This is a genomic window from Nostoc sp. PCC 9305 (assembly GCF_963920915.1).
GTDB lineage: Bacteria > Cyanobacteriota > Cyanobacteriia > Cyanobacteriales > Nostocaceae > Nostoc.
On record NZ_CAWUDN010000001.1, the window covers coordinates 130,305 to 152,786 of the forward strand.

At 40.5% G+C, this 22,482-nt stretch carries 21 protein-coding genes and 1 pseudogene; 6 read left to right on the forward strand and 16 right to left on the reverse strand.

The genetic code is table 11. The features are described 5' to 3' along the window. Positions 1-32: 32 nt before the first annotated feature. Both glyS and murD read left to right on the forward strand, forming a co-directional pair. A complete protein-coding gene (gene glyS, locus ACM0OX_RS00500; RefSeq protein WP_414512164.1) occupies positions 33-2,186 on the forward strand; it encodes a glycine--tRNA ligase subunit beta in 2,154 nt (717 codons plus the stop codon). A gap of 84 nt (positions 2,187-2,270) precedes the next feature. Next, on the forward strand, positions 2,271-3,806 hold the full coding sequence (murD, locus tag ACM0OX_RS00505; RefSeq protein ID WP_414512166.1) for a UDP-N-acetylmuramoyl-L-alanine--D-glutamate ligase: 1,536 nt from the start codon (positions 2,271-2,273) through the stop codon (positions 3,804-3,806). Between the two features lie 139 nt (positions 3,807-3,945). On the opposite strand, the gene ACM0OX_RS00510 is transcribed toward murD, so the two are convergent. From ACM0OX_RS00510 to ACM0OX_RS00525, 4 genes are all read right to left on the reverse strand, one after another. Further along, positions 3,946-4,170: a type II toxin-antitoxin system HicB family antitoxin gene (locus tag ACM0OX_RS00510; RefSeq protein ID WP_292719064.1), complete on the reverse strand. Its 225-nt coding sequence runs from the start codon at positions 4,168-4,170 to the stop codon at positions 3,946-3,948. After that, entirely contained in the window at positions 4,170-4,361 is a 192-nt protein-coding gene (locus ACM0OX_RS00515) for a type II toxin-antitoxin system HicA family toxin (protein ID WP_414512168.1), read from the reverse strand. The genes ACM0OX_RS00510 and ACM0OX_RS00515 overlap by 1 nt, the downstream gene beginning before the upstream one ends. Before the next feature lie 125 nt (positions 4,362-4,486). Beyond that, the gene (locus ACM0OX_RS00520) at positions 4,487-5,095 is read right to left on the reverse strand and encodes a hypothetical protein (RefSeq protein WP_414512170.1); all 609 of its coding nucleotides are present in this window, start codon (positions 5,093-5,095) and stop codon (positions 4,487-4,489) included. A gap of 177 nt (positions 5,096-5,272) precedes the next feature. After that, a complete protein-coding gene (locus tag ACM0OX_RS00525; RefSeq protein WP_414512172.1) occupies positions 5,273-5,860 on the reverse strand; it encodes a thylakoid membrane photosystem I accumulation factor in 588 nt (195 codons plus the stop codon). 287 nt (positions 5,861-6,147) lie between these two features. On the opposite strand from ACM0OX_RS00525, the gene ACM0OX_RS00530 reads away from it, so the two are divergent. The 3 genes from ACM0OX_RS00530 to ACM0OX_RS00540 all read left to right on the forward strand — a co-directional run bounded on the left by ACM0OX_RS00530 (position 6,148) and on the right by ACM0OX_RS00540 (position 9,109). Continuing rightward, positions 6,148-7,485 (forward strand): MurT ligase domain-containing protein, encoded by a 1,338-nt coding sequence (locus tag ACM0OX_RS00530; RefSeq protein ID WP_414512174.1) that lies wholly within the window; start codon positions 6,148-6,150, stop codon positions 7,483-7,485. A gap of 96 nt (positions 7,486-7,581) precedes the next feature. After that, entirely contained in the window at positions 7,582-8,400 is an 819-nt protein-coding gene (locus ACM0OX_RS00535; RefSeq protein ID WP_414512175.1) for a type 1 glutamine amidotransferase, read from the forward strand. An 85-nt stretch (positions 8,401-8,485) separates the two neighbouring features. Continuing rightward, positions 8,486-9,109 carry a Uma2 family endonuclease gene (locus ACM0OX_RS00540; RefSeq protein ID WP_414512177.1) on the forward strand — a complete coding sequence of 208 codons (624 nt, stop codon included), beginning with the start codon at positions 8,486-8,488 and terminating at the stop codon, positions 9,107-9,109. A 92-nt stretch (positions 9,110-9,201) separates the two neighbouring features. Here the strand turns inward: ACM0OX_RS00540 and ACM0OX_RS00545 are convergent, their stop codons facing one another. The 3 genes from ACM0OX_RS00545 to ACM0OX_RS00555 form a co-directional block, all read right to left on the reverse strand. Then, a complete protein-coding gene (locus tag ACM0OX_RS00545; RefSeq protein WP_414512179.1) occupies positions 9,202-9,768 on the reverse strand; it encodes a hypothetical protein in 567 nt (188 codons plus the stop codon). Between the two features lie 112 nt (positions 9,769-9,880). Further along, positions 9,881-10,417, reverse strand: a complete 537-nt coding sequence (locus ACM0OX_RS00550; RefSeq protein ID WP_414512180.1) for a DUF4360 domain-containing protein — start codon at positions 10,415-10,417, stop codon at positions 9,881-9,883. 741 nt (positions 10,418-11,158) lie between these two features. Next, the gene (locus ACM0OX_RS00555) at positions 11,159-11,353 is read right to left on the reverse strand and encodes a hypothetical protein (RefSeq protein ID WP_414512182.1); all 195 of its coding nucleotides are present in this window, start codon (positions 11,351-11,353) and stop codon (positions 11,159-11,161) included. A gap of 293 nt (positions 11,354-11,646) precedes the next feature. Here ACM0OX_RS00555 and ACM0OX_RS00560 point away from each other — a divergent pair, with 293 nt between their 5' ends. Further along, positions 11,647-12,033, forward strand: a complete 387-nt coding sequence (locus ACM0OX_RS00560; protein ID WP_414512184.1) for a CVNH domain-containing protein — start codon at positions 11,647-11,649, stop codon at positions 12,031-12,033. Between the two features lie 240 nt (positions 12,034-12,273). Here the strand turns inward: ACM0OX_RS00560 and ACM0OX_RS00565 are convergent, their stop codons facing one another. The 9 genes and pseudogenes from ACM0OX_RS00565 to ACM0OX_RS00605 form a co-directional block, all read right to left on the reverse strand. After that, positions 12,274-13,887 (reverse strand): NAD(P)H-quinone oxidoreductase subunit 4, encoded by a 1,614-nt coding sequence (locus tag ACM0OX_RS00565; protein WP_414512185.1) that lies wholly within the window; start codon positions 13,885-13,887, stop codon positions 12,274-12,276. Positions 13,888-14,649: 762 nt separating this feature from the next. Then, entirely contained in the window at positions 14,650-15,843 is a 1,194-nt protein-coding gene (locus ACM0OX_RS00570) for a hypothetical protein (RefSeq protein WP_414512187.1), read from the reverse strand. A gap of 82 nt (positions 15,844-15,925) precedes the next feature. Next, positions 15,926-16,165, reverse strand: coding sequence for a type II toxin-antitoxin system HicA family toxin (locus ACM0OX_RS00575; protein WP_414512188.1), 240 nt, complete (start codon positions 16,163-16,165; stop codon positions 15,926-15,928). After that, positions 16,158-16,424, reverse strand: a complete 267-nt coding sequence (locus ACM0OX_RS00580; RefSeq protein WP_414512190.1) for a type II toxin-antitoxin system HicB family antitoxin — start codon at positions 16,422-16,424, stop codon at positions 16,158-16,160. Before ACM0OX_RS00580 ends, ACM0OX_RS00575 begins: the two co-directional genes overlap by 8 nt. 13 nt (positions 16,425-16,437) lie before the next feature. After that, complete coding sequence (locus tag ACM0OX_RS00585) at positions 16,438-16,884, reverse strand: DUF29 domain-containing protein (protein WP_414512192.1); 447 nt, start codon at positions 16,882-16,884, stop codon at positions 16,438-16,440. A gap of 57 nt (positions 16,885-16,941) precedes the next feature. Beyond that, positions 16,942-19,572, reverse strand: coding sequence for a bifunctional aconitate hydratase 2/2-methylisocitrate dehydratase (gene acnB / locus ACM0OX_RS00590; RefSeq protein ID WP_414512270.1), 2,631 nt, complete (start codon positions 19,570-19,572; stop codon positions 16,942-16,944). Positions 19,573-19,856: 284 nt separating this feature from the next. Next, positions 19,857-20,039, reverse strand: a pseudogene (locus ACM0OX_RS00595) (DUF4351 domain-containing protein); the annotation flags it as partial. Positions 20,040-20,123: 84 nt separating this feature from the next. Further along, positions 20,124-21,044 (reverse strand): DUF4351 domain-containing protein, encoded by a 921-nt coding sequence (locus ACM0OX_RS00600; RefSeq protein WP_414512194.1) that lies wholly within the window; start codon positions 21,042-21,044, stop codon positions 20,124-20,126. 224 nt (positions 21,045-21,268) lie between these two features. Further along, a complete protein-coding gene (locus tag ACM0OX_RS00605; protein ID WP_414512195.1) occupies positions 21,269-21,664 on the reverse strand; it encodes a hypothetical protein in 396 nt (131 codons plus the stop codon). Positions 21,665-22,482 lie beyond the last annotated feature (818 nt).

Sequence of the window (22,482 nt, forward strand, 5' to 3'; positions counted from 1 at the left end):
GTTGAGCTACGCAAAGTTGAAAACAGTATTATATGCCTGGGTTTCTATTAGAAGTTGGTACAGAAGAACTACCTGCAAGTTTTCTCAGTGATGCTTTAGTGCAATGGCAGGAACGCATTCCCCAAAGCCTGGAAGCAAACAGTCTCAAGGGCGAAAGTGTCCAGGTGTACGGTACTCCCCGGCGGCTGGCAGTATTGATTACAGGGCTACCATCGCAGCAACCAGATCGAGAAGAAGAAATTAAAGGGCCCCCCGCCCAAGCGGCCTTTAAAGATGGTCAGCCGACAGCAGCAGCAGCAGGCTTTGCCAAAAAGCAAGGTGTGGAACTGGATGCGCTGTCAGTTCGCCCTACTGACAAAGGGGAATTTGTCTTTGTGCAAAAAAGAATTCCCGGTCGTCCTGTGGCGGAAATTTTGACAGAACTTGTTCCCCAGTGGATTTGGGGGTTAGAAGGTAAGCGGTTGATGCGTTGGGGGAATGGGGATGCAAGATTTTCCCGACCAATTCGTTGGCTGGTAGCTTTGTTAGATGAGACGGTGCTGCCTCTAGAATTAGTGAATGGTTCTAAAACGATTCAGAGCGATCGCATTTCTCAAGGTCATCGGGTCTTGCATCCTGAACCTGTGACAATTGCCCAAGCTACTGATTATGTTACCGCCCTCAAGTCTGCTTATGTCACCGTTGACCCAGAAGAACGGGTAAATCTGATTAAAGAGCAAGTAAATGTAGTCGCAGAGAATTTAGGCGGGTATACAGTAATTTACCCCGATTTGTTAGCGGAAGTAACCAACCTTGTAGAATATCCTTCCGCAGTTGTTGGTAAATTTGAACCAGAATTTTTGGAATTACCAACTGAGGTAATTACTGAAGTGATGGTTACTCATCAACGTTATTTTCCTGTATTCAAACCAGGGAGTTTTGAGCAAGAATTATTGCCTAACTTCATCACTATTTCTAACGGCGATCCCAAGAAATCAGATATTGTTGCAGTCGGGAATGAAAGGGTAATTCGTGCCAGATTAGCTGATGGCAGATTTTTCTACGAAGCTGATTTAACTAAGCCAATAGATAGCTTTTTACCCCAGTTAGAAAAAGTCACTTTCCAAGAAGAATTGGGTTCGGTGCGTGCCAAGGTAGATAGAATAGTTCAAATTGCCGAGCAAATTAGCAGTCAATTAGAATTAGCGGAAGATCAAAGCCAAAGAATCCAACGTGCTGCTTTATTATGTAAAGCAGATTTGGTGACACAAATGGTGTATGAATTCCCCGAATTGCAAGGCATTATGGGAGAAAAATATGCCTTAGCCAGTGGTGAAGATGCGGAAGTAGCAAAGGCAATTTATCAACATTATTTGCCAAAGGGAGCCGGTGATGTCTTACCGGAAACACTCACGGGTAAAATTGTTGGTTTGGCAGATAGATTAGATACTTTAGTGAGTATCTTTGGTTTAGGTTTAATTCCTTCCGGTTCCTCCGATCCCTTTGCCTTGCGCCGTGCTGCTAATGCTGTAGTTAAAATTGTTTGGTTTGATAATCTGCCAATAAATTTAGATGATTTATTGAAGGAAATAGCAACAGACTTTGCAGCCAAATATCACAAAGATCGAGCATCATTAACCACAGCATTACAAGAGTTTTTCTTGCAACGCATCCGCACTTTACTACAAGAAGAAAAGCAGATTGATTACGACTTGGTAAATGCAGTTTTGGGAGAAAATGACCCAGAATACACAGAACGGACGTTAAAAGATTTATTGGATGTCCGCGATCGCGCCTTATACTTACAACAAATCCGCAACGATAGTACCTTAGATAACATCTACGAAACCGTTAACCGTTCCACGCGATTAGCCGCCCAAGGTGATTTGGATACAAAACAGCTAGAACCAACAACCGTGGTTCGTCAAGAACTATTCCAAAAGCCCTCTGAGGCAGCTTTGTATAATGCGCTAATCGAATCAGTGCCGCAAACTCAAGCAGCACAGCAAACCCGAAATTATCAACTGTTAGTAGCAGCACTCACAAAAATTGCTCCGGCAGTTAGTAACTTCTTTGATGGCCCAGATAGCGTTTTAGTTATGGACTCCGATCCAGAAATCAAGCGTAATCGACTACATCTTCTGGGATTAGTTCGCAATCATGCCCGTGTTTTAGCTGACTTCGGTGCGATCGTCAAAAATCTGTAGCGTAGGTCAACAAAAACTTGTGTAATTTTTGCCAAGAAACGCTACTATAGGGAGTGCTTAACCAGGGACACTCTGCTGCAATCTATGTCCAAAGCTACTGTTATTGGATTGGGAAAGTCCGGTGTTGCTGCGGCGAGATTGTTGAAACGGGAAGGTTGGGAGGTAGAGCTGAGCGATCGCAACACCTCCAAAACCCTCCTAGAACAACAACAAGAACTCGCTGCCGAGCAAATAACCGTGAAACTAGGACAATCCCTAGAATTGAATGGTGCTAATTTACCCCAATTAATAGTCGTTAGTCCTGGCGTGCCTTGGGATATTCCCGTATTAGTTGAGGCACGCCAACTAGGTATTGAAACCATTGGCGAAATGGAACTCGCTTGGCGAAATTTACAATCGCTACCTTGGGTAGGAATTACCGGCACTAATGGCAAAACTACTACCACAGCTTTAATTGCTGCCATTTTCCAAGCAGCAGAATTAAATGCACCCGCCTGCGGTAATATTGGCTACGCCGCTTGTGAAGTTGCCCTATCCCAGGGAACAGGGAGCAGGGAGCAGGGAGCAGGGGGAGTAGGGGAAGCATTTGATAATTCCTCACTCTTAACTCCTAACTCCTCACTCCTAACTCCTAACTCCTCACTTGATTGGGTGATTGCGGAAGTTAGCAGCTATCAAATAGAGTCTTCGAGTTCTCTTGCTCCCCGGATCGGTGTTTGGACGACTTTCACACCGGATCATCTCAGTCGCCATCAGACTTTAGAGAACTATTACAACATCAAAGCCAAGTTATTACGTCAGTCGGAGTTGCAAGTATTCAATGGTGATGATGCCTACTTGAGCCAGCTAGGTTTAAGTGCTTGGCCTGATGCCTATTGGACAAGTGTCAGAGGAAAAGATTTTCTGATTAGCGAAAAAGGCTTTTACATTGAAGACGGCTGGGTTGTGGAAAAATTGACTGCAACCTCTGCACCAGAACCAATTGTGAAAGTATCTAGTTTGCGAATGGTGGGAGAACATAACCAGCAAAATCTGTTGATGGCAGTAGCAACAGCAAGATTAGCGGGAATTAATCGTGATGCGATCGCGCTTGCAGTTCGGGAATTTCCTGGTGTTGCCCATCGTTTGGAGCATATCTGCACATGGGAAGGGATTGATTTCATTAACGACAGCAAAGCCACCAACTACGATGCTGCTGAAGTTGGTTTAGCATCTGTTAACAGTCCAGCAATTTTAATTGCTGGTGGAGAAGCTAAAGCGGGTGATGATACTGCCTGGCTAGCACAAATTCAAACCAAAGCTGCTGCTGTGCTATTGATTGGTTCTGCTGCACCTGCATTTGCCAAACGTCTCCGAGAGGTGGGGTATCATACATACCATATCGTGGAAACTATGGAAAGGGCAGTTCCCAAATCGGCAGAATTAGCCAAGCAGTATCAAGCGCCTGTGGTGTTGCTATCTCCGGCTTGTGCGAGTTTCGACCAATATCCGAATTTTGAGGTGCGGGGCGATCGCTTCCGTCATCTATGCCTTGCTTGGGCAGGTGGTTGGAAACCTGCCAAAGTAGAATTTCCAGAACTTGAAAACTCTAGTCAAGAGTCTATAGTTCAAAGTCGATAAGCATCGTTTGTCTACAAGTTCGTAGTAAGGGCTTTAGTCCTTGTTTTCTAAGCACTAAAATCCTTACTACAAATTCTCAAAACGAATTTGACAAAAGACTAGAAGGATTATTTAGTACTAATTTAGTAGTTTTCTATAATTATATTTTGCTGTAGTTTGCAACTTCAACCTCATGAGCAATGCTTGTAGGTTTAGGAATAGGTAAACCATCTTCTAGCATTCCTTCTATATGAAATTCAATAGCTTCTGCAATCATCTGCTTGACTTCTTCTAAAGTTTCACCCACAGCTACACAACCTGGTAAATCAGGGACATAAGCACCATAGCTAGTTGCTCCCTTTTCAATCACAACTGTATAACGCATCAGTCTTCCTCCAATTGAGCTTGTCTCCAGATATTTTTCAGAGTACCAATTGGCACATCGACGTTTGGCTTACCAGCCACTGTTACAGTACCAGCTTTATCAGGATGTTTGAACTGTCGATGACTACCTTTAGTTCTAGCAAGATACCAACCATCAGCTTCTAGTCGTTTGATCGCTTCGCGTACTTTCATGCTACTACTTATCTGTACAGTTAAAATTTCTGTTACAGATAGAGTGCCTTATTAAGAAAGCAAAATAAACGCAATTCTATCCGTCATTTTGTCGTGGTTTTCAGTATTGCTACCCAACATATCAATCAACCAATAGGGCGATTTCCGGGATTGACTGCATGAATATATTCACTACCCGATCGCGGTCTTCCTCGTTTATAATCAGCTTCTTCTGGTTTACCCCATCCTAACTGCAAAATCATTTCCAAAAAGCTAGAATTTTCCCACTTGCACAAACTTGCCCACTCTGTTCTTTGAACAATTCTCTCTACATCAGATGTGGCAATTGGTTGGTGTTGTTTACTATTATTGAAACTCAAGTATAAATCCATCCCTTCAGTGACTTCATACCAAAATTCTACGATGGAATTTTTAGCGGCTTTTAATATTTCTAAGTCACCATTGAGGGCAATTAACTCAGTATCTATTTCGGGATAGTGCAAGTTTTTTCCTTTAACTGTCACTTCTCGCCAAATAATACCGGAAACTCGATTTTCTTTCTGATACTCGTGAATTGCAGTTTTAAAATCTTGATAGGCAGTAAACTGTTGCAACCCATCAGTGCTGATAAACTGGTCAATTACAGGATTGCCAGAGACTTTTATTTCTAACTTTAAGCGTTTTCCTTTGAGGCAAGCTTGGCGTTCGGCTGCCAAAATTTGAATTAGTTCCTGGGTGGTGTAAACCTTTGACATCAGAATACACTCTATTTAGTCATTGGTCATTGGTCATTGGTCATTAGTCATTAGTCAGTTGTTACAGACTTATAGACTATAGATTAACTTTCTAATCATTATGCTTTGACATCGGCAGCAATGTAGTAACAGATATAACTAAAAATTAGGGCAGACCAATTTGGTCTACCCCATAGGTTACTTAGCTAACTCACTACTAAACTCGTTAAAAGCTCGCCGCTTTAGCTGTGCTGTTTCAGTACGTGGTAATAAATCAAAGATTTTACGAAATTGATCGTCTATATCTTCAAAAGGTACTTGACCTTTTTTATTCAAAACTACTTCACCTGATTTATTTAACACCACGACTTGAGGAACACTCCCAGCATAATAATATCCTGGTTCTGTTGGATCGTAGCTCTCTTTAGGCGGGATAGTATCTACATTAATTGGCATAATCTCTGCTACCCTGCCATAGAATTCCTGTACCCGTGAAATGGAAATGGCATATCTTTTGGAATCGCTACTATCATCCAGATAAAAAGCCAAAAATACGGGTTTATGTTCCGCTAAAGTCTGTGCGAGTGTCTGTCTGGGAGGAACCAAGGAACCATTGCCAGCATAAACGACAAAGATGTTGCCATCATATAAATCATTATTCAGACCAGCAGATGCAGGTTGCATACTTATAATGAAAAGACTTACAAGCAACAACAGGCATTTGGACAACCACCTTTGCCAGCTAGTAATTTGTTTATGTAAAAAAAGAAACTTTGTGCTATTCATCAAAAGGAACCTTGCAAGCTACTACTTGTTGTGAGTTTGTGCTGAATTCGGCCAACTGGGCTGGATATGTAATTACGCCCACGCACTATTTTTTAAGATAACGCCTACTGAGATTATCTCTCGCAAGTGGCTGGTATCGCTACGCAGAAGTCAAAACAGAGCTAAAGTAGCGCAACAATCCAAAATCTAAAATTGTGATTACTGGCTTTTTCAGCCAGGATTCGCTAAACTCACAAGATTAAATTTGCACTTTTAATTAGCAACCGCCAGAAGACTAGGGTACAGATGTGGGAAACAAAATACAATTCATAGATAGACTGCGATTGGGTTTCGCGGTGTCAGTGGCCAAGAGTGTGACCTTTATAGTGCGATCGCTCCGTCTGGGTGCTGCTAGTGTATTACCAGGCTCGATTGCTCGTCGCATTGAACCCAGACTCTTGCAATTATTGAGTCAGCAAGTTAAAAACGGGGTGATTTTAATTGCTGGTACTAACGGTAAAACCACTACAGCACTGCTTTTATGCACAATACTAGAACGCAAGGGTTTTCGCGTCACTCATAATTCTACAGGTGCAAATCTGGAAAATGGCTTGATGACGGCGCTGTTAGAAAGCACCAACTTACTAGGTACGCTAAATACTGATTACGCCATTTTGGAAGTTGATGAAAATATTGTACCAAGAGTATTAGCGCCACTCCAGCCGCGAATCATTCTCTGTTTAAACTTGTTCCGCGACCAACTTGATAGGTACGGCGAAGTAGATACCATTAGTAAGCGTTGGACAAAAGTTATTTCTACCCTACCACCAGAAACGGTAGTAATTCCTAATGCTGATGACCCAACTTTATCCAACCTTGGTCAGCAGTTACCCCAACGGGTGTTATTCTTTGGCTTGAATGAACCAGAACATTATTTAGAAGCAATTCCTCACGCTGTTGATTCTATTTATTGTCCCAAATGTGGACATTCTCTGGATTACAAGGGTGTTTATTTGTCTCATTTGGGAGATTTTACTTGTCCTAAGTGTGGTTTTAGTAAAAGTAAACCGACTCTAGAAAGTAGTGAATGGTCGCAAATTTTAGTTGGTTTGTACAACAAATATAATACTTTGGCGGCTGCAACTGCGGCTATTGAGTTAGGAGTTGATGAAGTAACAATCAGAGATACTATTAATACCTTTCAAGCTGCGTTTGGTCGTGCAGAAGATTTAGTAATTAACGGTAAACGGGTGCGGATATTGTTATCAAAAAATCCTGTGGGAACGAATGAAACTATTCGCGTAGTTACTCAAAGCACAGATAAAACCACACTGCTAGTATTGAACGATCGCACACCCGATGGCACTGATGTATCGTGGATTTGGGACGTGGATACCGAGAAATTAGTCGAACGCGGCGGGACTTTAGTAGTGAGTGGCGATCGCGTCTACGATATGGCACTACGTCTACGTTACAGCCAAAAGTCCCTTGAGAGCAACTTAAATCTAATTGTCGAAGAAGATTTACGACAAGCGATTGCTACTGCATTAGAGCATACACCAGAGAATGAAACTCTGCACATTTTACCTACCTACTCAGCCATGTTAGAAGTGCGAGAAGTTCTTACTGGTCGTAAAATTCTTTAAATTGGGTAGTGGGAATTAGAGAAATTTTTCCCATTCCCCAGTTCCCAACACCCAATCGAATTACGAATTACGAATTACGAATTACGAATTATGAATATGACTTCTCAAAATTTAGAATTAACAATTGGTTGGCTTTATCCGACGCTGATGAGTACTTATGGCGATCGCGGTAATGTAATTACTATAGAACGTCGCGCTCAATGGCGGGGATACGATGTTAAGGTGTTACCCCTAGATCAAAATTCCACAGCCGTAGATATTAAAACTGTAGATGTCATAGTTGGTGGTGGCGCACAAGATCGTCAGCAAGAGATTGTCATGCGTGATTTGCAAGGTGCAAAAGCTGATGCCATGCGTGACAAAATCGAAAATGGTACACCAGGAGTATTTACTTGTGGTTCACCTCAATTACTGGGACATTATTATGAACCAGGCTTGGGACACCGGATTGATGGTTTGGGAATACTCGATTTAGTTTCTGTGCATCCTGGTGAAAATACTAAGCGCTGTATTGGGAACTTGGTAATTGAAGTGACAGCCTCACGTCTGGCGCAAGATTTAAAAGAGATGACGGGTAGCACACCATATTTAGTAGGCTTTGAAAATCACGGCGGACGTACCAAACTAGGAAAAGTGGAAGCTTTAGGGCGAGTGGTGTACGGTTTGGGAAATAATGGTGAAGATGGGACAGAAGGAGCATTTTATCAGAATGCGATCGCTACTTATTCTCACGGCCCATTGTTACCGAAAAATCCCTTTGTCGCCGATTGGTTAATTCAAACAGCACTGCGGCTAAAGTATCAACAGGAAATTATCTTAAAACCTTTTGACGATAGCCTCGCTACACAAGCACGAGAAGCGATGTTTAAGCGATTGAAAGTGAATTTACCAAATACTGCTGCGGCGAAAGTTTAACCTAAGTTCGCTGATTAAGCCTCTCTCCGTGTCGGGGAGAGGTTTGGAGAGGGGTCAAATTTGACATCAAGCAAAAGGGCAAAGTATGACTCAAGCCTTAACCAAACAAGTAACATTTGATGAATTTATCGCCTGGTATCCAGAAAACTCACAACGACGCTATGAGCTGCATGACGGAGTAATTGTTGAAATGGCCCCTCCCACAGGCGAACATGAACAGATTGTTGGATTTTTAGTTGGGGAAATAGTTACAGAATACAAACGTTTAAAACTACCTTATTTCATCCCCAAAACAGCATTCATTAAACCGACTCAGAGCGAAGCAGCTTACTCACCAGATGTACTGTTGTTGAATAACTCTAATTTAGTAAATGAACCTCTGTGGAAAAAAGAATCTACTGTAAGCCAAGCGGCATCAATTCCTTTAGTAATTGAAGTGGTAAGTACCAATTGGCGAGATGACTATTTTACCAAAGCAGGTAAATATGAAGAGGTCGGAATACCTGAATACTGGATTGTAGACTATTTAGGTTTAGGTGGTAGGCGCTTTATTGGCAATCCTAAACAACCAACTATTTCGATTTACCAATTAATTGAAGGTGAGTATCAAGTTAAGCAATTTAGGGGAAATGACCGTATTCAGTCGCCAGCGTTCCCAGAGTTGAATTTAACTGCTGAACAGATTTTTCGGGCTGGAGAAGTCGCGTAAAAAACAGATATTTTGCAGCATTCTTGATTAGTAGCCGCGATCGTCTGAAACTTGAAATTCTAGGAAGCAATAGCCAACGCTAAAACCACCTTTTATTGTTGTTGAAGTGCAAACTTCATTTCTGTCAACTCTAATTCTCCTCCGGTTGTTGTTAATACTAAATTAACGCCTAAAACACTTTTTCCTGTAGTTGTATAGTTAGTTGGCAGTATTTGATTAGTCAAATCAAAATTCATAGCACTTCCATAGATCATTTGATATGGAGTTGGTTTATCGCCAAGTAAAAATGATGTGATAGCTACTCGTGCTGCTGCTTTCTTTACTACACCTTTTACAGCTAAAGGCACAAGCCTAAATTGCTTTTGAGTATTAGAGATATTAATTCTAACGATACATCTAGCCCTTGGCGATTGTGCATTTACAGTTATAGGAGAGCGAAGTGTAAACTGATTTATTTGCGGATCGAAACTTATATTACATCTCCTATTAACCAAAAACTTTGGCTGGTTGTCTATTGCAGTAGCAATGCTAGATGAATTGGCATCATAACAATAGAAAAAAAACAAGCACATTAATATGAAAAAATTACGTGCATCACTTAATCTCAACATAACTTCCTCTTCATCAACAGAAATTTTTAATCTTAAAGAAGAATACATTCGGTAGATTCAATGAGTGGTGGATTTAGACCCATCACTCATTGAAGACCACCAAATTTGGAATTTGGTTCGGTGTATCACCATCTATCCGCAGAATTGCTACAAGCGAGGACTAGCAACGTCTTAGGTCAAAATAAAGCCTTACATCCCCAGCATTGATATCGGCTGTATCAACGAAAATAGAACTTGCTCGTGAGGATTGTGCAATCATATTAATACCTAATAGTCCTTGCCCACCACCACTACATAAACCTGTAGCAGCTAGAACAGTAATCTCATCTTGCTCCGCAAATGCCTTACTAGATGTAAACTTAGTAGTTTTAGGGGGAGCTACAGCTTGACCAAGAGCACCACCACTAAAGCTATAAGTTCTGCTTAAGCTGGTACCTTTACTCCCTCTATCAATATCAGTAGTTCCTTGGTACAGTACTTGTACATCTTGGACGATAAAACCACTTGGAATAAAAGTTTGAACGCGTAAAATACACTTTTGACGCTGACCATTGAATGCACTAAAGTTATCCAAGACGATCGATAAGCTTCTACCATCATCTCCAGGAAGCTGATCGGCAACACTACATCCACCAGAACCGAGTGCATCTCCAAAAGTAATACTAGGCTCTCCAGCCAAAACCTTGGTCGTAAGCACATTCATTCCAAGAATTGTAGATAGAGAAAGTAATACACCAAATTGTTTAAAGTTCATATTGATTGTACCTATGTTGTTAAAGTTGTTTTTTCATGGAAAATGCAGTCAAAATGCATCTCCCTCAACTATTTAACTAGTGCAGGATAAATCTCTAGAAGGTTTACTTTATTTAGAAACTAAATCGTTTTTAACTGTGGCAGGAATTAACTTAGTGTAGGTATAGCATCACCTACGTAGGACTCACCTGTAATAGCCTAAAGTCTTGAGATTAAAAAATGGCACTTTCTCTGTAAAATCCATGAGAGAACTCTCCTACAGATGCAAAAGTAGAATTAAGCCTTAATACCTTTGCCAAAAAAAGAGGTAGTCTAGCTTTTGCCGAAAGACCCCAACGCAAGAAGGCTGTAAACTCTCAAGCTAATTAATTGCAATAGTTGAGTGTCTCTATCTTGAAGTTACAAAAAGAATCTGAGGAACTTGTGAGGAAATATGGTGCTTATTAAAACTTAAATTTTGTCAGGATTCAAACTGGAGTTTGCTGAAATATCAACAAAACTAATATTAAAGCTAAAGAGATATTTATGTTGTTTGTCCTTATATGAGATATCTGATTAAAAAGAATGTGAGGAACTTGTGAGGAAATCCGATACTTATTAAAACTTAAATTTTGTCAGGATTCAGACTGGAGTCTGCTGGGATATGAATAAAACTAACATTAAAGCTACAGAGATATTTATGTCGTTATCTTTTTGTATGAAACATCTGGTGAAAAAGTATGTAGAGACGTTGCATTGCAGCAAATTTTTGTCGCAGTTCCCATGCAATGGTATAGCTTCCCAGCGATCGCTTTTTATCCACGCTGCATCGGGCGATCGCAGGTTGCAATTGCAAGACCATTGGTATAATTTCTTTGACTACAGGTAAGTTGGCGATCATAATTGCTTTTTGGCTACTTTACTTGCCTTCACTATAATCTTTTCACGCTCTAGGGCAAAATTATTAGAAGTGATTCGGTAGCCATAAGTCTATTGTCCAACCTTGAAAATAATAGTTGCATTAATAGGATAGTGATGTGCGTCAGTATTCGCGTAACATCTTGTAGAGAAGGTATCAAGGTATCGCTATAAAGTATAGTTAAAAACTATTATTTTTAAATAGAGAAAAATACAAAAGTATAAAATGTTCTCTTGGTTAATTTAACCAATGATCTACTTGAGGACAGAGGACTAATGCTGAAAATTTGTGCAGCTTTTTTGTGTGCTATCTTTCTGAGCTTTCATTTAGTTACCGCTAACGCTTGGGCAACTGGTCAATTTTCTCAGACTTGTAAAGACATTAGTATTGATGGCTCAACTTTAACGGCTACTTGTGAAAAAGCTGATGGATATACTCCTTCTACAACTTCTATCGACTTAAATCCATATATCGCCAATCTTGATGGAACATTAGACTGGGATGGAGATAAATTTGCTCTGACCTGCGACAATATTGGTTTAGCTGGTGCTAGCAGACTGCGTGCTGAATGCGAAAGAGCTGATGGGCAGACATCTCTCGGAACATATATCGATCTTAATGAACACATTACCAACATTGACGGAACTCTCAAGTTTGAATAATTTTTAGGCAGGGGCAATACTCTGCGGGAAGTCGCTTCTCTACGTTCCCTGCGGGACGCTTACGCGAACGCGCAGCATGTCGCAGACAGATGCTTTGTGAATGCATCTACATAAATTGCCCTTACCTAAAAATCTATTTCAACTCAATAATTCCAAAATTTTAGGGGTGGTTTCATAACCACCCCTTTATTCTCCTAATATTTAGAATTTACTTGCAGACCCCTTAATGGGAAAGTTAATTTACTCAGAAATGTTAATCGAACTTTCAACTTGAGAAGTAGCCAATGTTGGTGTAGAGAAAATACGCGAGTACAGACTTGATGGTTGTTGATGAGCAACAACTGGTAAAACTTGACGAGCATGGGCGGCTAATTCTACTGCTTTCACATCATAAGTCTGCGTTGCCAACTTGGGATAAAACCCGATTCCGATGATTGGCAATAGCAAACAAGCAGTAATAAATATTTCGCGGGGTTTGACATCAGATATTACAGCATCCAAGTGCAACTCTTGACTTTGCTCACCGTAGAACACTTGACGCAGCATCGACAGTAAATAAATCGGTGTCAAAATTATGCCAACTGCTGACAGTAGCACGACTACAACTTTGAAACTGGAACTGTAAACATCACTGCTGGCGATACCTAGAAATACCATCAACTCACCCACAAAACCACTCATTCCGGGTAAGGCGAGAGAAGCCATTGAACCAATGGTAAACAGAGCAAAGGTTTTGGGCATTACCTTAGCCATACCGCCCATTTTATCCATCATTAAGGTGTGAGTGCGATCGTAAGTCACGCCAGACAGGAAGAACAAGCTAGCAGCAATCAAGCCGTGGGAAACCATTTGTAACACTGCACCACTGATACCTAGTTCTGTGTAAGAGGCAATTCCAATCAGCACAAACCCCATGTGAGCAATTGAAGAGTAAGCCAAGCGGCGTTTGAGATTGGTTTGAGCAAAGGCACAGCAAGCACCGTAGACAATATTAACCACACCCAAAACTGCTAACACTGGGGCAAAAGTCACATGGGCATTGGGCAACATTTCCACATTGAAGCGGATAAGAGCATAACCACCCATTTTTAACAATACACCAGCCAAAATCATCGAACCGGGTGCTGATGCTTCGCCGTGGGCATCAGGTAGCCAAGTGTGTAAGGGGAAAATCGGCAACTTCACACCGAAGGCAATTAAGAAACCTGCATAAACTAGCAATTCTAAGGTTTTGGGATATTCTTTCATTCCTAGAGCCGCCATATCGAAAGTGACGGTATCTCCAGAGAATGCCATTGCAAAGCCAGCAATCAAGATAAATATTGATGCAGCAGCGGTGTAAAGAATGAATTTGGTAGCGGCATAACGGCGGTTTTGTCCTCCCCAGATGGAAATCAGCAGGTAAACCGGCACTAACTCGATTTCCCACATTAGGAAGAACAGCAGCAAATCTTGGGCAACAAATACGCCAAGCTGGGCGCTGTACATCGCTAACATCAAACCATAAAATAATCGCGGCTTGGTGGTAACTTTCCAAGCCGCGAATATTGCGAGGGTATTTATTAAGCCTGTCAGAAGCAGTAATGGCATCGATAAACCGTCAACCCCCACAGCCCAATGCAAACCCAACTGTGGTATCCAAGGATAGTTTTCTACAAGTTGGAGTGTTGAACTCTGGAAGTCGTACTTATACCAAAAGGCATAAATCATCAGTGCAAAGTCGGCAAAAGCAACTCCCAGACCATACCAGCGGACAGTTCTACCTTCTTTGTCTGGGATTAGGGGGATGGCTAAGGTTGCCACCAAGGGTAAAAGGATTATGGCTGTTAGCCAGGGAAATTCAATAGCATTCATCACTTCTGACAATCAATTTGGCTTATCGCTTTTAATTTCATTATATTAAGGATTCAATACTTTTGTAAACATTCTTTAACTCTATGAATATTAAATTTTTGACAGAGATAAGAACATATACTCATTGAATGTCAAATTATCAGGATAAATAAGAATAAATACTTATCTGTTTTTGACGATTCCATTCTAAATGTAAACTTTTGCAACGTCAACTAAAGCCAGCGTTACAATACAGTTACATTTCCTGCTTCAGCCCCATTGTCAGGGCTATCTAGTCTATGCTTCTAAGTTGAGTCATAGACTTAACGCCCAACACTTCCCAACTAGCACTGGGTAAGGTGGAGAAAAATGGATAACTAACAAGCATGAATTTTGTCTAACAATTGCAGCAAGTCCCAGAGTATAGGCACATCCGGGGACGAAGACATGAATTATCGTTGGTATAAAAAATTAGTGAGATAGCGTAGGCGTAGCCCGTCGTAGACATCGTACAGTAATTAATATCTGAAGTCTACGATGGGCTACATTTACGAACTTTGACGTAAACTTTCTTGATCTCGAAGATTTATCATACTAATTTAATGTTATTCACTGACAAAAACGAATACAGTTCAGTTAAGAAAAATTGCAGGTTAGGTTAAGCAAAACGCAACCCAACAAAGCCCAGAAAATGTTGGGTTTCGTTCCTCAACCCAATCTACACAGGTTAAGATTTTTAGCGCTAACTGAATTGTATTGTCACAAAAACTCATTTTATGTTGTTCACTTAATCCTATAGTTCCAAGTCTTAATAGCTAAATCAATATACCATCCCAAATTAGTAGGAGTATTTTTTTCCTGTGACCTCCACCATTCCCAAATAGAATCATCAAAAGGACGGTTAGCACCTTTCAAGAGATAGATAAATAAATCTAAAGTATTTATATAACCGCCAGCTTGGCATAAATACATATTTGCACTCGTCCATTTCGCCATACCATGTCTATCAAATGATAAACAAATCTTATTGTTAGATTGGTCTTCAATATTAACGGTAGTCTTAGTACACACCAACCATTCAACAACAGAATCTTGAGCAAAATGGCTGTTATTTGCAGCTAATACAAAACCAAATCGTGCTACTGGAATTTTGATTTTAGTTTTCACCCTAGTTGGCAACCAAAGAAATAACCATATTCCTTTACTTGTATTAGTTATTTCAGCTAGTTTCTTATGATTTTCTCCTTCACCAGTACCATATAATATTTTTCTATAAGTAGGGCTAACCATTTCCTTCATCTTTGGTTGAGCCATAAAAAGCTCTCTAATGATTCTAAAATTTTGATGAGTATCTACAGGCAAGTTGCTTTTAAAGTTATGAGTAAAAGCTGGTAAGACTGTATTTTGTATAACTTCATTTTGCAAGCTCCGAGGTAAGCCAAACACAGGGTAAAGAACATCATAACTTTTACCTTCTAATTGGAATTTAGTACCTGTTGTATCATATTCGACATGGAATTTCCAAAAAGATATATCATTTTCAAATTTTGATGCTTCTTTGTCTGTGTAGTTGTCTTCATGAAAAGTAGGAGCAATAGCAATTAGTTTGATAGGTAATGAGTAATCAATTAGTTCGGCAAAAGATTGATTTTGGGAAATTATTTTTCGATATCTCATTAGCTGAGATACTAATCCCCTATCTTCTTCATTTTTTAATTCAATAATAACTGCTTGTTTATGTAATTTGCTACAGCACAGTAAATCACAACGCTGCATTTTGAGACTATGCTGACGTTTAATTAAAACCAATTCTGGGAATATTGTGTCAAAATAAGCTTCAATATAATCTTCTAAATATTGTTCAGACTGAAAGCGGATTTTTCCGCCAATGTAGATTAATTTACGATTAGCTTTGTCTGAATCCTCATTCCAGTTTTTCAAGTTAGTTGTTAAATGTTTTGATTTTAGGTAGGGCATCAAAGTTTTTAAATACAATAATCTATATACAAATTATTATATTTTTATACTGTTAAAAATGGGATAAATACTGAAAAATTATCTATTTCAACAGACTCTCAACTTCCTCATCAGTAAAACCAAACTGGCGAAAAATACGCAAAACATAACCAGGAGACATTTCTCTTGCACCCATATCTATAGGAACTACTCTTCTTTTACCATCAACTTCACGAGTGTATAAACAATGGTCGCCTTTTCCTTCTCTATGAAATGTGCAACCTGCTTGTTCTAAAAGCTTAATTAACTCCTTTGGTTTCAGGGAAGGTATATTTTTAGGCATAAACCTTCCTTAATTCATATATCTCTGAATCTTGTTCTTTTTCTTCAACAAATAAAAATTCATGTAATTCATCTATTGAAACGGGAGATTTATAAATATTACTTTCAGACTCATAAACCTCTTCAAAAGATTCAATTGCTTCTTTCAGTTTTTTAATTGCATCTTCTTGACTATTTCCCTGCCCGACAATACCATTTTCTAAACATAAAGCAACCCAATAGCCAGAATTCTTTCTAAGTACGACAGTATAAAAATTCATTCTTTCCTTCAACCTAATAATTATTTTTTAACGTTTCTTCTAATGTAAACGGAGATTCTTTAGGAAAAAAATTTAATTTAATCCCTGTTTCATCAGATGCTTTGAGACGAGCTTTTTGATAACAGTTTTCAAATACTTCTGCAAGTAGAGGTTGCAAACTGGGACTATCTTCTAATAATGTTTCGATACAGATACGCTGTTCAGAAATGGTACTGCGCCAACTTTCACTACGTTTTTCTGGTTGGTATTGCCATTTCAGTAAGTGCATCAATAGTACAATTAATCGATTTTTTAACTCGCGTTTTTCACTCCTCCCCATGCTTTCAATTTCTTCAACTAAATTAACTATATCTATTTCATGAAAATTATTTTCTTTTAACTGATGGGCAATTCTTTGTGTCCACAAGTAAAAATCTTGTTCATAAAGATTTTTTTCGTTGATAAAAGATGGATTGGTCATTAATATTCCTCTTGGAAACGCTAAAAATTAGGTGGGCATAACACCCACCTAATTAAACTATACTAACAACGCTTGCTCTTCTTTAGAAATAACGCGCCCTTCATCCTCAAAACCAGCAATTTGATCGAAGTTCAAATACCGATACAAATCATCTGCAAAAGGATGAATTCGACTCGCCACAATATCCAAATATTCCTGCACTGTCGGGAGGCGTCCTAGCAGCGCACAAACTGCGGCTAATTCTGCTGAACCAAGATACACTCGCGCATCTTTACCCATGCGATTATTGAAGTTGCGGGTAGAGGTAGAAAACACTGTTGTCCCATCAGCAACTCGCGCCTGATTACCCATGCATAAACTGCATCCTGGCATTTCTGTTCTAGCACCGGCAGCCCCAAAAACGCTGTATACACCTTCTTCTTTTAATTGGTGTTCATCCATGCGGGTTGGTGGTGCTATCCACAAGCGAGTTTTGACTTCACCTGCACCTTCCAAAACTTTTGCTGTTGCCCGATAATGACCGATATTCGTCATACAAGAACCGACGAATACTTCTTGCACTGGATCGTTAGCAACTTCCGATAATAACTTAACATTATCGGGGTCATTGGGAGCAGCAACAATTGGCTCTTTGATTTCGTTCAAATCAATTTCAATTATTTCGGCATACTCCGCATCGGCATCGCCTTCTAATAATACGGGATTGGCTAACCATTCTTCCATTTTTGCGACACGGCGCAGCATGGTACGCGGATCGTGATAGCCCCGTGCTATCATATTTTTCAGCAGCGCTACGTTGGAACGCAGATATTCAGAAATTGTCTCTACACTCAGCTTAATCGTGCATCCGGCACAAGAACGTTCGGCGCTAGCATCGGTGAGTTCAAAGGCTTGTTCAACTTTTAAATCTGGCAAACCTTCGATTTCCAGAATTCGCCCAGAGAAAACATTTTTCTTATTCTGCTTCTCTGCTGTCAGCAAACCTTTTTGAATTGCCACGTAGGGTATGGCATTCACGACATCGCGCAGGGTGATACCTGGTTGCAATTCACCTTTGAATCTTACCAAAACTGACTCTGGCATATCTAAAGGCATGACACCCAAGGCGGCTGCAAAGGCTACTAATCCAGAACCGGCGGGGAAGGAAATACCCAAGGGGAAGCGAGTGTGAGAGTCGCCACCAGTTCCCACGGTGTCGGGTAGCAGCATCCGGTTTAACCAAGAGTGGATGATACCATCACCGGGACGGAGGGCGACACCGCCACGAGAAGCGAAGAAGTCGGGGAGTTCGTGATGGGTTTGGATGTCTACTGGTTTGGGATAAGCTGCTGTGTGGCAGAAACTTTGGATTACTAAGTCTGCACTGAAACCGAGACAGGCGAGTTCTTTCAATTCGTCGCGGGTCATGGGGCCTGTGGTATCTTGAGAACCAACGGTGGTGATGATGGGTTCGCAAGATGTGCCGGGACGCACACCAGGTAATCCGCAAGCTTTACCTACCATTTTTTGTGCTAGGCTGTACCCTTTGCCTGTATCAAAGGCTTGCTGAGGACGGGTGAAAACGGTGCTGTGTTCTAAACCAAGTGCAAGACGAGTTTTATCGGTGAGGGTACGTCCGATAAGTAGGGGGATGCGTCCACCTGCGCGGACTTCATCGAGGATGGTGTCAGGTTTGAGGGCAAAGGTGGAAATGACTTCGCCTGTTTCGTTGGTGATTTCGCCTTTGTAGGGATGGATGGTAATTACCATGTCGGTTTCGAGTTTGGTGACATCGCACTGAATAGGCAAAGCACCGGCATCTTCTGCTGTATTAAAAAAGATTGGCGCGATCGCACCACCTAAAACATAACCCCCAGCACGTTTGTTTGGCACAAAAGGTATATCATTTCCCATGTGCCACAATACTGAGTTAATAGCAGATTTACGCGAGGAACCTGTACCAACTACATCTCCCACGTAAGCTACAGGATGCCCTTTTTTCTTCAGTTCGGCAATGGTTGCCAAGCTTCCCGGTTGCCGTGACTCTAACATCACTAAGGCGTGTAAGGGAATATCTGGGCGAGTTGTGGCGCTTTGGGCGGGGGATAAATCATCGGTATTGGTTTCGCCTGGAACTTTAAAAACGGTGACAGTAATCGCTTCTGGAACTGTGGGGCGCATGGTAAACCATTCAGCTTCCGCCCAAGAGTCAATCACCCGCTTGGCGAAAGGATTGGTTTTAGACAACTCTAAAACATCGTGATAAGCGTCATATACCAAAAGGATTTTGCTTAAGGCGTTGGCGGCATAAGCGGCGATGGGTTCCTTTCCTTGTCCGCCCATTACTAGAGGTGTTTCAGATGAGTCTGAGACGGATACAGTAGGCAATTGCAGCAAATCGATTAAAGATTGCACATTGTAGCCACCTATCATCGTCCCTAACAATTGCACCGCTTCTATGCGCGAAACCAAGGGACTGGTGATTTCCTTTTTGGCAATGGCGGTGAGAAATCCGGCTTTGACATAAGCTGCTGGATCGACACCAGGAGAAACGCGATCGCGCAATAAATGTAATAATATCTCCTCTTGACCCTTGGGCGGATTTTTCAGTAATTCACATAATTCTGAGGTTTGCTTCGCATCCAATGGTAAAGGGGGAATACCGAGTGCTGCTCTTTCGGCAACGTGTTTACGATATTGTTCTAGCATTTTTATGTTCTCCATTGGGATGTTCTATCTTTAATTATGAAATTTTTAGGCAATACTTGGCTATAAAAGTTTAGCTTACTTTTATGATGAAAGCCTTACTGGTAATCGGTTATTAGCAACTTTTTTTATACTGAAAGTTTGAAGGTATGAGGCAAATAGAATTCGCTACTACACAAACAAAGTCCACCTCCGTGGACTAAGAGGAAATCAAGGATTTTTAACCCAGGTCGGTGGGTAAAGTCTCGTATAGCCGCGACTTCTAGTCGCCAGGAGTAATAATAAATTTAGATTGATTGTTGGTTTAACCAAATTTCTAAATCAGCAACACTAGAAAAGTCTAGTAATGCTTCTCCTAAATTTTCTAATTGTTCAATAGATAAACCATTAATTCGCCCGATTAACGACGTATCAATTTCACCAATACGGCGATTGAGTTGACGTAGTATTAAATCTTGTTTTCCTTCTTGCCTTCCCTCTTCTTTGGCTTGTTTTCTGCTCCTTTAATAAAGTGGTTCTAATCGCATAATTAACTCTTTATCAATCGAAATAAATTAGGTTGATTGTTGGTTTAACCAAGTTTCTAAATCAGCAACACTAGAAAAGTCTAGTAATGCCTCTCCTAAATTCTCTAATTGTTCAAGCGATAAGCCTTGAATTCGCTCGATTAATGACGTATCAATCTCACCAATACGGCGATTTAGTAGACGCAGTATTAAGTCTTGTTTTCCTTCTTGCCTGCCCTCTTGCCTGCCCTCTTGCCTTCCCTCTTCTTTGGCTTGTTCTCTGTCTCTTTGATAAAGTGGTTCTAATCGCATAATTAACTCCCTATCATCTGCTTCTAATTCTTGGTTTACTCTCAAGTTTTCGCGCAAGTTGTAAACTAATTCGAGAGTTTCTTTTTGATATGGATAATCTAATGGTAACGCTTGCAACTCGATAATCGCTTGTGACTGCACGCTTCCCCTACCTAAAAGTCTCAACCATAATGTCTCTGGTGTTTGGGGTAGTTGGTGTATTGCTACAATTGCTGTCCGCAAGGCATCTGGCAGAAAATGTACTCCTGATAACCAACCTGCTTTTTGTATAGTTCCGAAGCTAGACAATCTAGTTTCAGATATGGTAGGTGTAAGAACCCACAATTTGGGAATTTCTGAGTCCTGAAGTTTGGTTTTATTGGTTTTAGCTTCTCGTCGTAAGAGAGCCTTTATTTCTAATAATTTGAGAATACAGTCGCAGATTTCATCGGTAGAAGCTGGATTGCGGTATGGTTCTATAATTGCAGGCTGTTCGGCAAATCTTCCTAGCAAACCCAGTATTTGTATATTAGAGCTTTGTTGTTTGGCGGGAGTGAATAAAACATCTATTTCTTTAATCTCTCCTGATACTTTTTCTGATGCTTTGACTTCTCCGTAATCTTTTAGTAGTTCTTCTAGATAGTCTTTGGCAAATTTATCATGGATAAACCTGGTCATTTCATTTTAAAAGTTCGGAAGTTCTGGGTTAATGCAAAGTCTTATTATATAGCAGTCCTAAATCATTCGTGATGAAATAGATCCCCGACTTTTTTAAGAAGTCGGGGATCTGGACACTTTGAATTTTCACAGATACCATTATAAAAAAGTTAAAAGCAGATTCTATAAGGCTTTTGACACTTCGACTTCGCTCAGTGTTAACTTTTGATTTTTGCGTAGCGGTGCTAGGCGGTTATTGCATTTTCATCTGATGTTTTATCTGTGTTAGCTTTCAAGCGTGTCAATCGGCTTTTACGGATACGTTCGCTGTCTCTAACGCCGCCTGCAAGTTCATATTCGTTGCTGTTTTTGCCGTACTTGCAACCAACCCATGTCAGCATTTTGTCTGAAACCTGACTTAAGGTTTTTTCCATCTCATCCAGCTTATTTCTAGAAGAGTCAATCATAGCTATAGCAGCGTTATAATCATCAAGCACATTGTGAAAATTGTCTATTAATTGAGTCAGGTTTTGCAAGTTGTGAGTATCATCAAAATTGATCTGTGGATCGATAGCTTTCAGCCCGGCAACTCTAAACTCAGCTTTTTCTAAAATCCGAGAACTACGTTTTTTTCGAGCCATAAATTTACACTTTTAAGAGTTTTACAGAGCTATTTTGTCTCAATTAAGCTGGATTCTGGTTCAGCAAAAAGCGCATTTTTTTAGTAAAAGTTTTTATTTATGTCCGTGATTTCTCGGAATTTAATCATCAAAGGTTGATTTTCAGCAAAATAATATTATGTTTAAGCGATAGACAATAGGGCACAGCATTGCTGTAACCCTACAAATGGTCTGTATTCTATGTCAACAGCGAGATCGCTGTAACATTAAGGCTTAATGTTGTAACCTTGAGCCTTAATGTTCTAGCTCTTTGGCTTAATGTTGTAACCTTAAGCCTTAATGTTGTAACTTTAAGTCTTAATGTTGTAACTTTAAGTCTTAATGCTGTAACCTTAAGGCTTAATGTTGTAACTTTAAGAGTCAACCTTATAACATTGATGACCAAAGTTTGTTGGTGAGTGCATTATAACAAGCGTGGTATTTTAGAGGTTGTTTGAAAAGTGGTTGGCTGTGATTTTAGGCACTTATTGATCCCCCCTAACCCCCCTTAAAAAGGGGGGAAGCGGAATCAAAGCCCCCCAATTTATCGGGGGGAACCAGAATCAAAGCCCCCCTTAAAAAGGGGGGAACCGGAATCAAAGTCTCCCTTTTTAAGGGGAGCCAGTGCGGTCTTGGGGGTTTCCCCCATGAGCAACTGGCGTGGATTTAGGGGGATCTAGAACGTTTTGTTACCGAGAAAAAAACTTTTCAAACATTCTCTAAGGGAACGCGATGCCTACGGCGGGCTACACCTACGCGCATATTCTATAGTAAGCAAATTTAACTAATTTATTTGTGTA

Bases quoted from the DNA above. Each gene is read 5' to 3' on its own strand.
- ACM0OX_RS00580 (WP_414512190.1), bottom strand. From the start codon at position 16,424: ATGAATTTTTATACTGTCGTACTTAGAAAGAATTCTGGCTATTGGGTT.
- ACM0OX_RS00585 (WP_414512192.1), bottom strand. From the start codon at position 16,884: ATGACCAATCCATCTTTTATCAACGAAAAAAATCTTTATGAACAAGAT.
- ACM0OX_RS00605 (WP_414512195.1), bottom strand. From the start codon at position 21,664: ATGGCTCGAAAAAAACGTAGTTCTCGGATTTTAGAAAAAGCTGAGTTT.
- ACM0OX_RS00545 (WP_414512179.1), bottom strand. From the start codon at position 9,768: ATGTATTCTTCTTTAAGATTAAAAATTTCTGTTGATGAAGAGGAAGTT.
- ACM0OX_RS00515 (WP_414512168.1), bottom strand. From the start codon at position 4,361: ATGAAAGTACGCGAAGCGATCAAACGACTAGAAGCTGATGGTTGGTAT.
- ACM0OX_RS00570 (WP_414512187.1), bottom strand. From the start codon at position 15,843: ATGCCCTACCTAAAATCAAAACATTTAACAACTAACTTGAAAAACTGG.
- ACM0OX_RS00535 (WP_414512175.1), top strand. From the start codon at position 7,582: ATGACTTCTCAAAATTTAGAATTAACAATTGGTTGGCTTTATCCGACG.
- murD (WP_414512166.1), top strand. From the start codon at position 2,271: ATGTCCAAAGCTACTGTTATTGGATTGGGAAAGTCCGGTGTTGCTGCG.
- ACM0OX_RS00575 (WP_414512188.1), bottom strand. From the start codon at position 16,165: ATGCCTAAAAATATACCTTCCCTGAAACCAAAGGAGTTAATTAAGCTT.
- glyS (WP_414512164.1), top strand. From the start codon at position 33: ATGCCTGGGTTTCTATTAGAAGTTGGTACAGAAGAACTACCTGCAAGT.
- ACM0OX_RS00555 (WP_414512182.1), bottom strand. From the start codon at position 11,353: ATGATCGCCAACTTACCTGTAGTCAAAGAAATTATACCAATGGTCTTG.
- ACM0OX_RS00565 (WP_414512185.1), bottom strand. From the start codon at position 13,887: ATGAATGCTATTGAATTTCCCTGGCTAACAGCCATAATCCTTTTACCC.
- ACM0OX_RS00510 (WP_292719064.1), bottom strand. From the start codon at position 4,170: ATGCGTTATACAGTTGTGATTGAAAAGGGAGCAACTAGCTATGGTGCT.
- ACM0OX_RS00560 (WP_414512184.1), top strand. From the start codon at position 11,647: ATGCTGAAAATTTGTGCAGCTTTTTTGTGTGCTATCTTTCTGAGCTTT.
- ACM0OX_RS00525 (WP_414512172.1), bottom strand. From the start codon at position 5,860: ATGAATAGCACAAAGTTTCTTTTTTTACATAAACAAATTACTAGCTGG.
- ACM0OX_RS00600 (WP_414512194.1), bottom strand. From the start codon at position 21,044: ATGACCAGGTTTATCCATGATAAATTTGCCAAAGACTATCTAGAAGAA.
- acnB (WP_414512270.1), bottom strand. From the start codon at position 19,572: ATGCTAGAACAATATCGTAAACACGTTGCCGAAAGAGCAGCACTCGGT.
- ACM0OX_RS00520 (WP_414512170.1), bottom strand. From the start codon at position 5,095: ATGTCAAAGGTTTACACCACCCAGGAACTAATTCAAATTTTGGCAGCC.
- ACM0OX_RS00540 (WP_414512177.1), top strand. From the start codon at position 8,486: ATGACTCAAGCCTTAACCAAACAAGTAACATTTGATGAATTTATCGCC.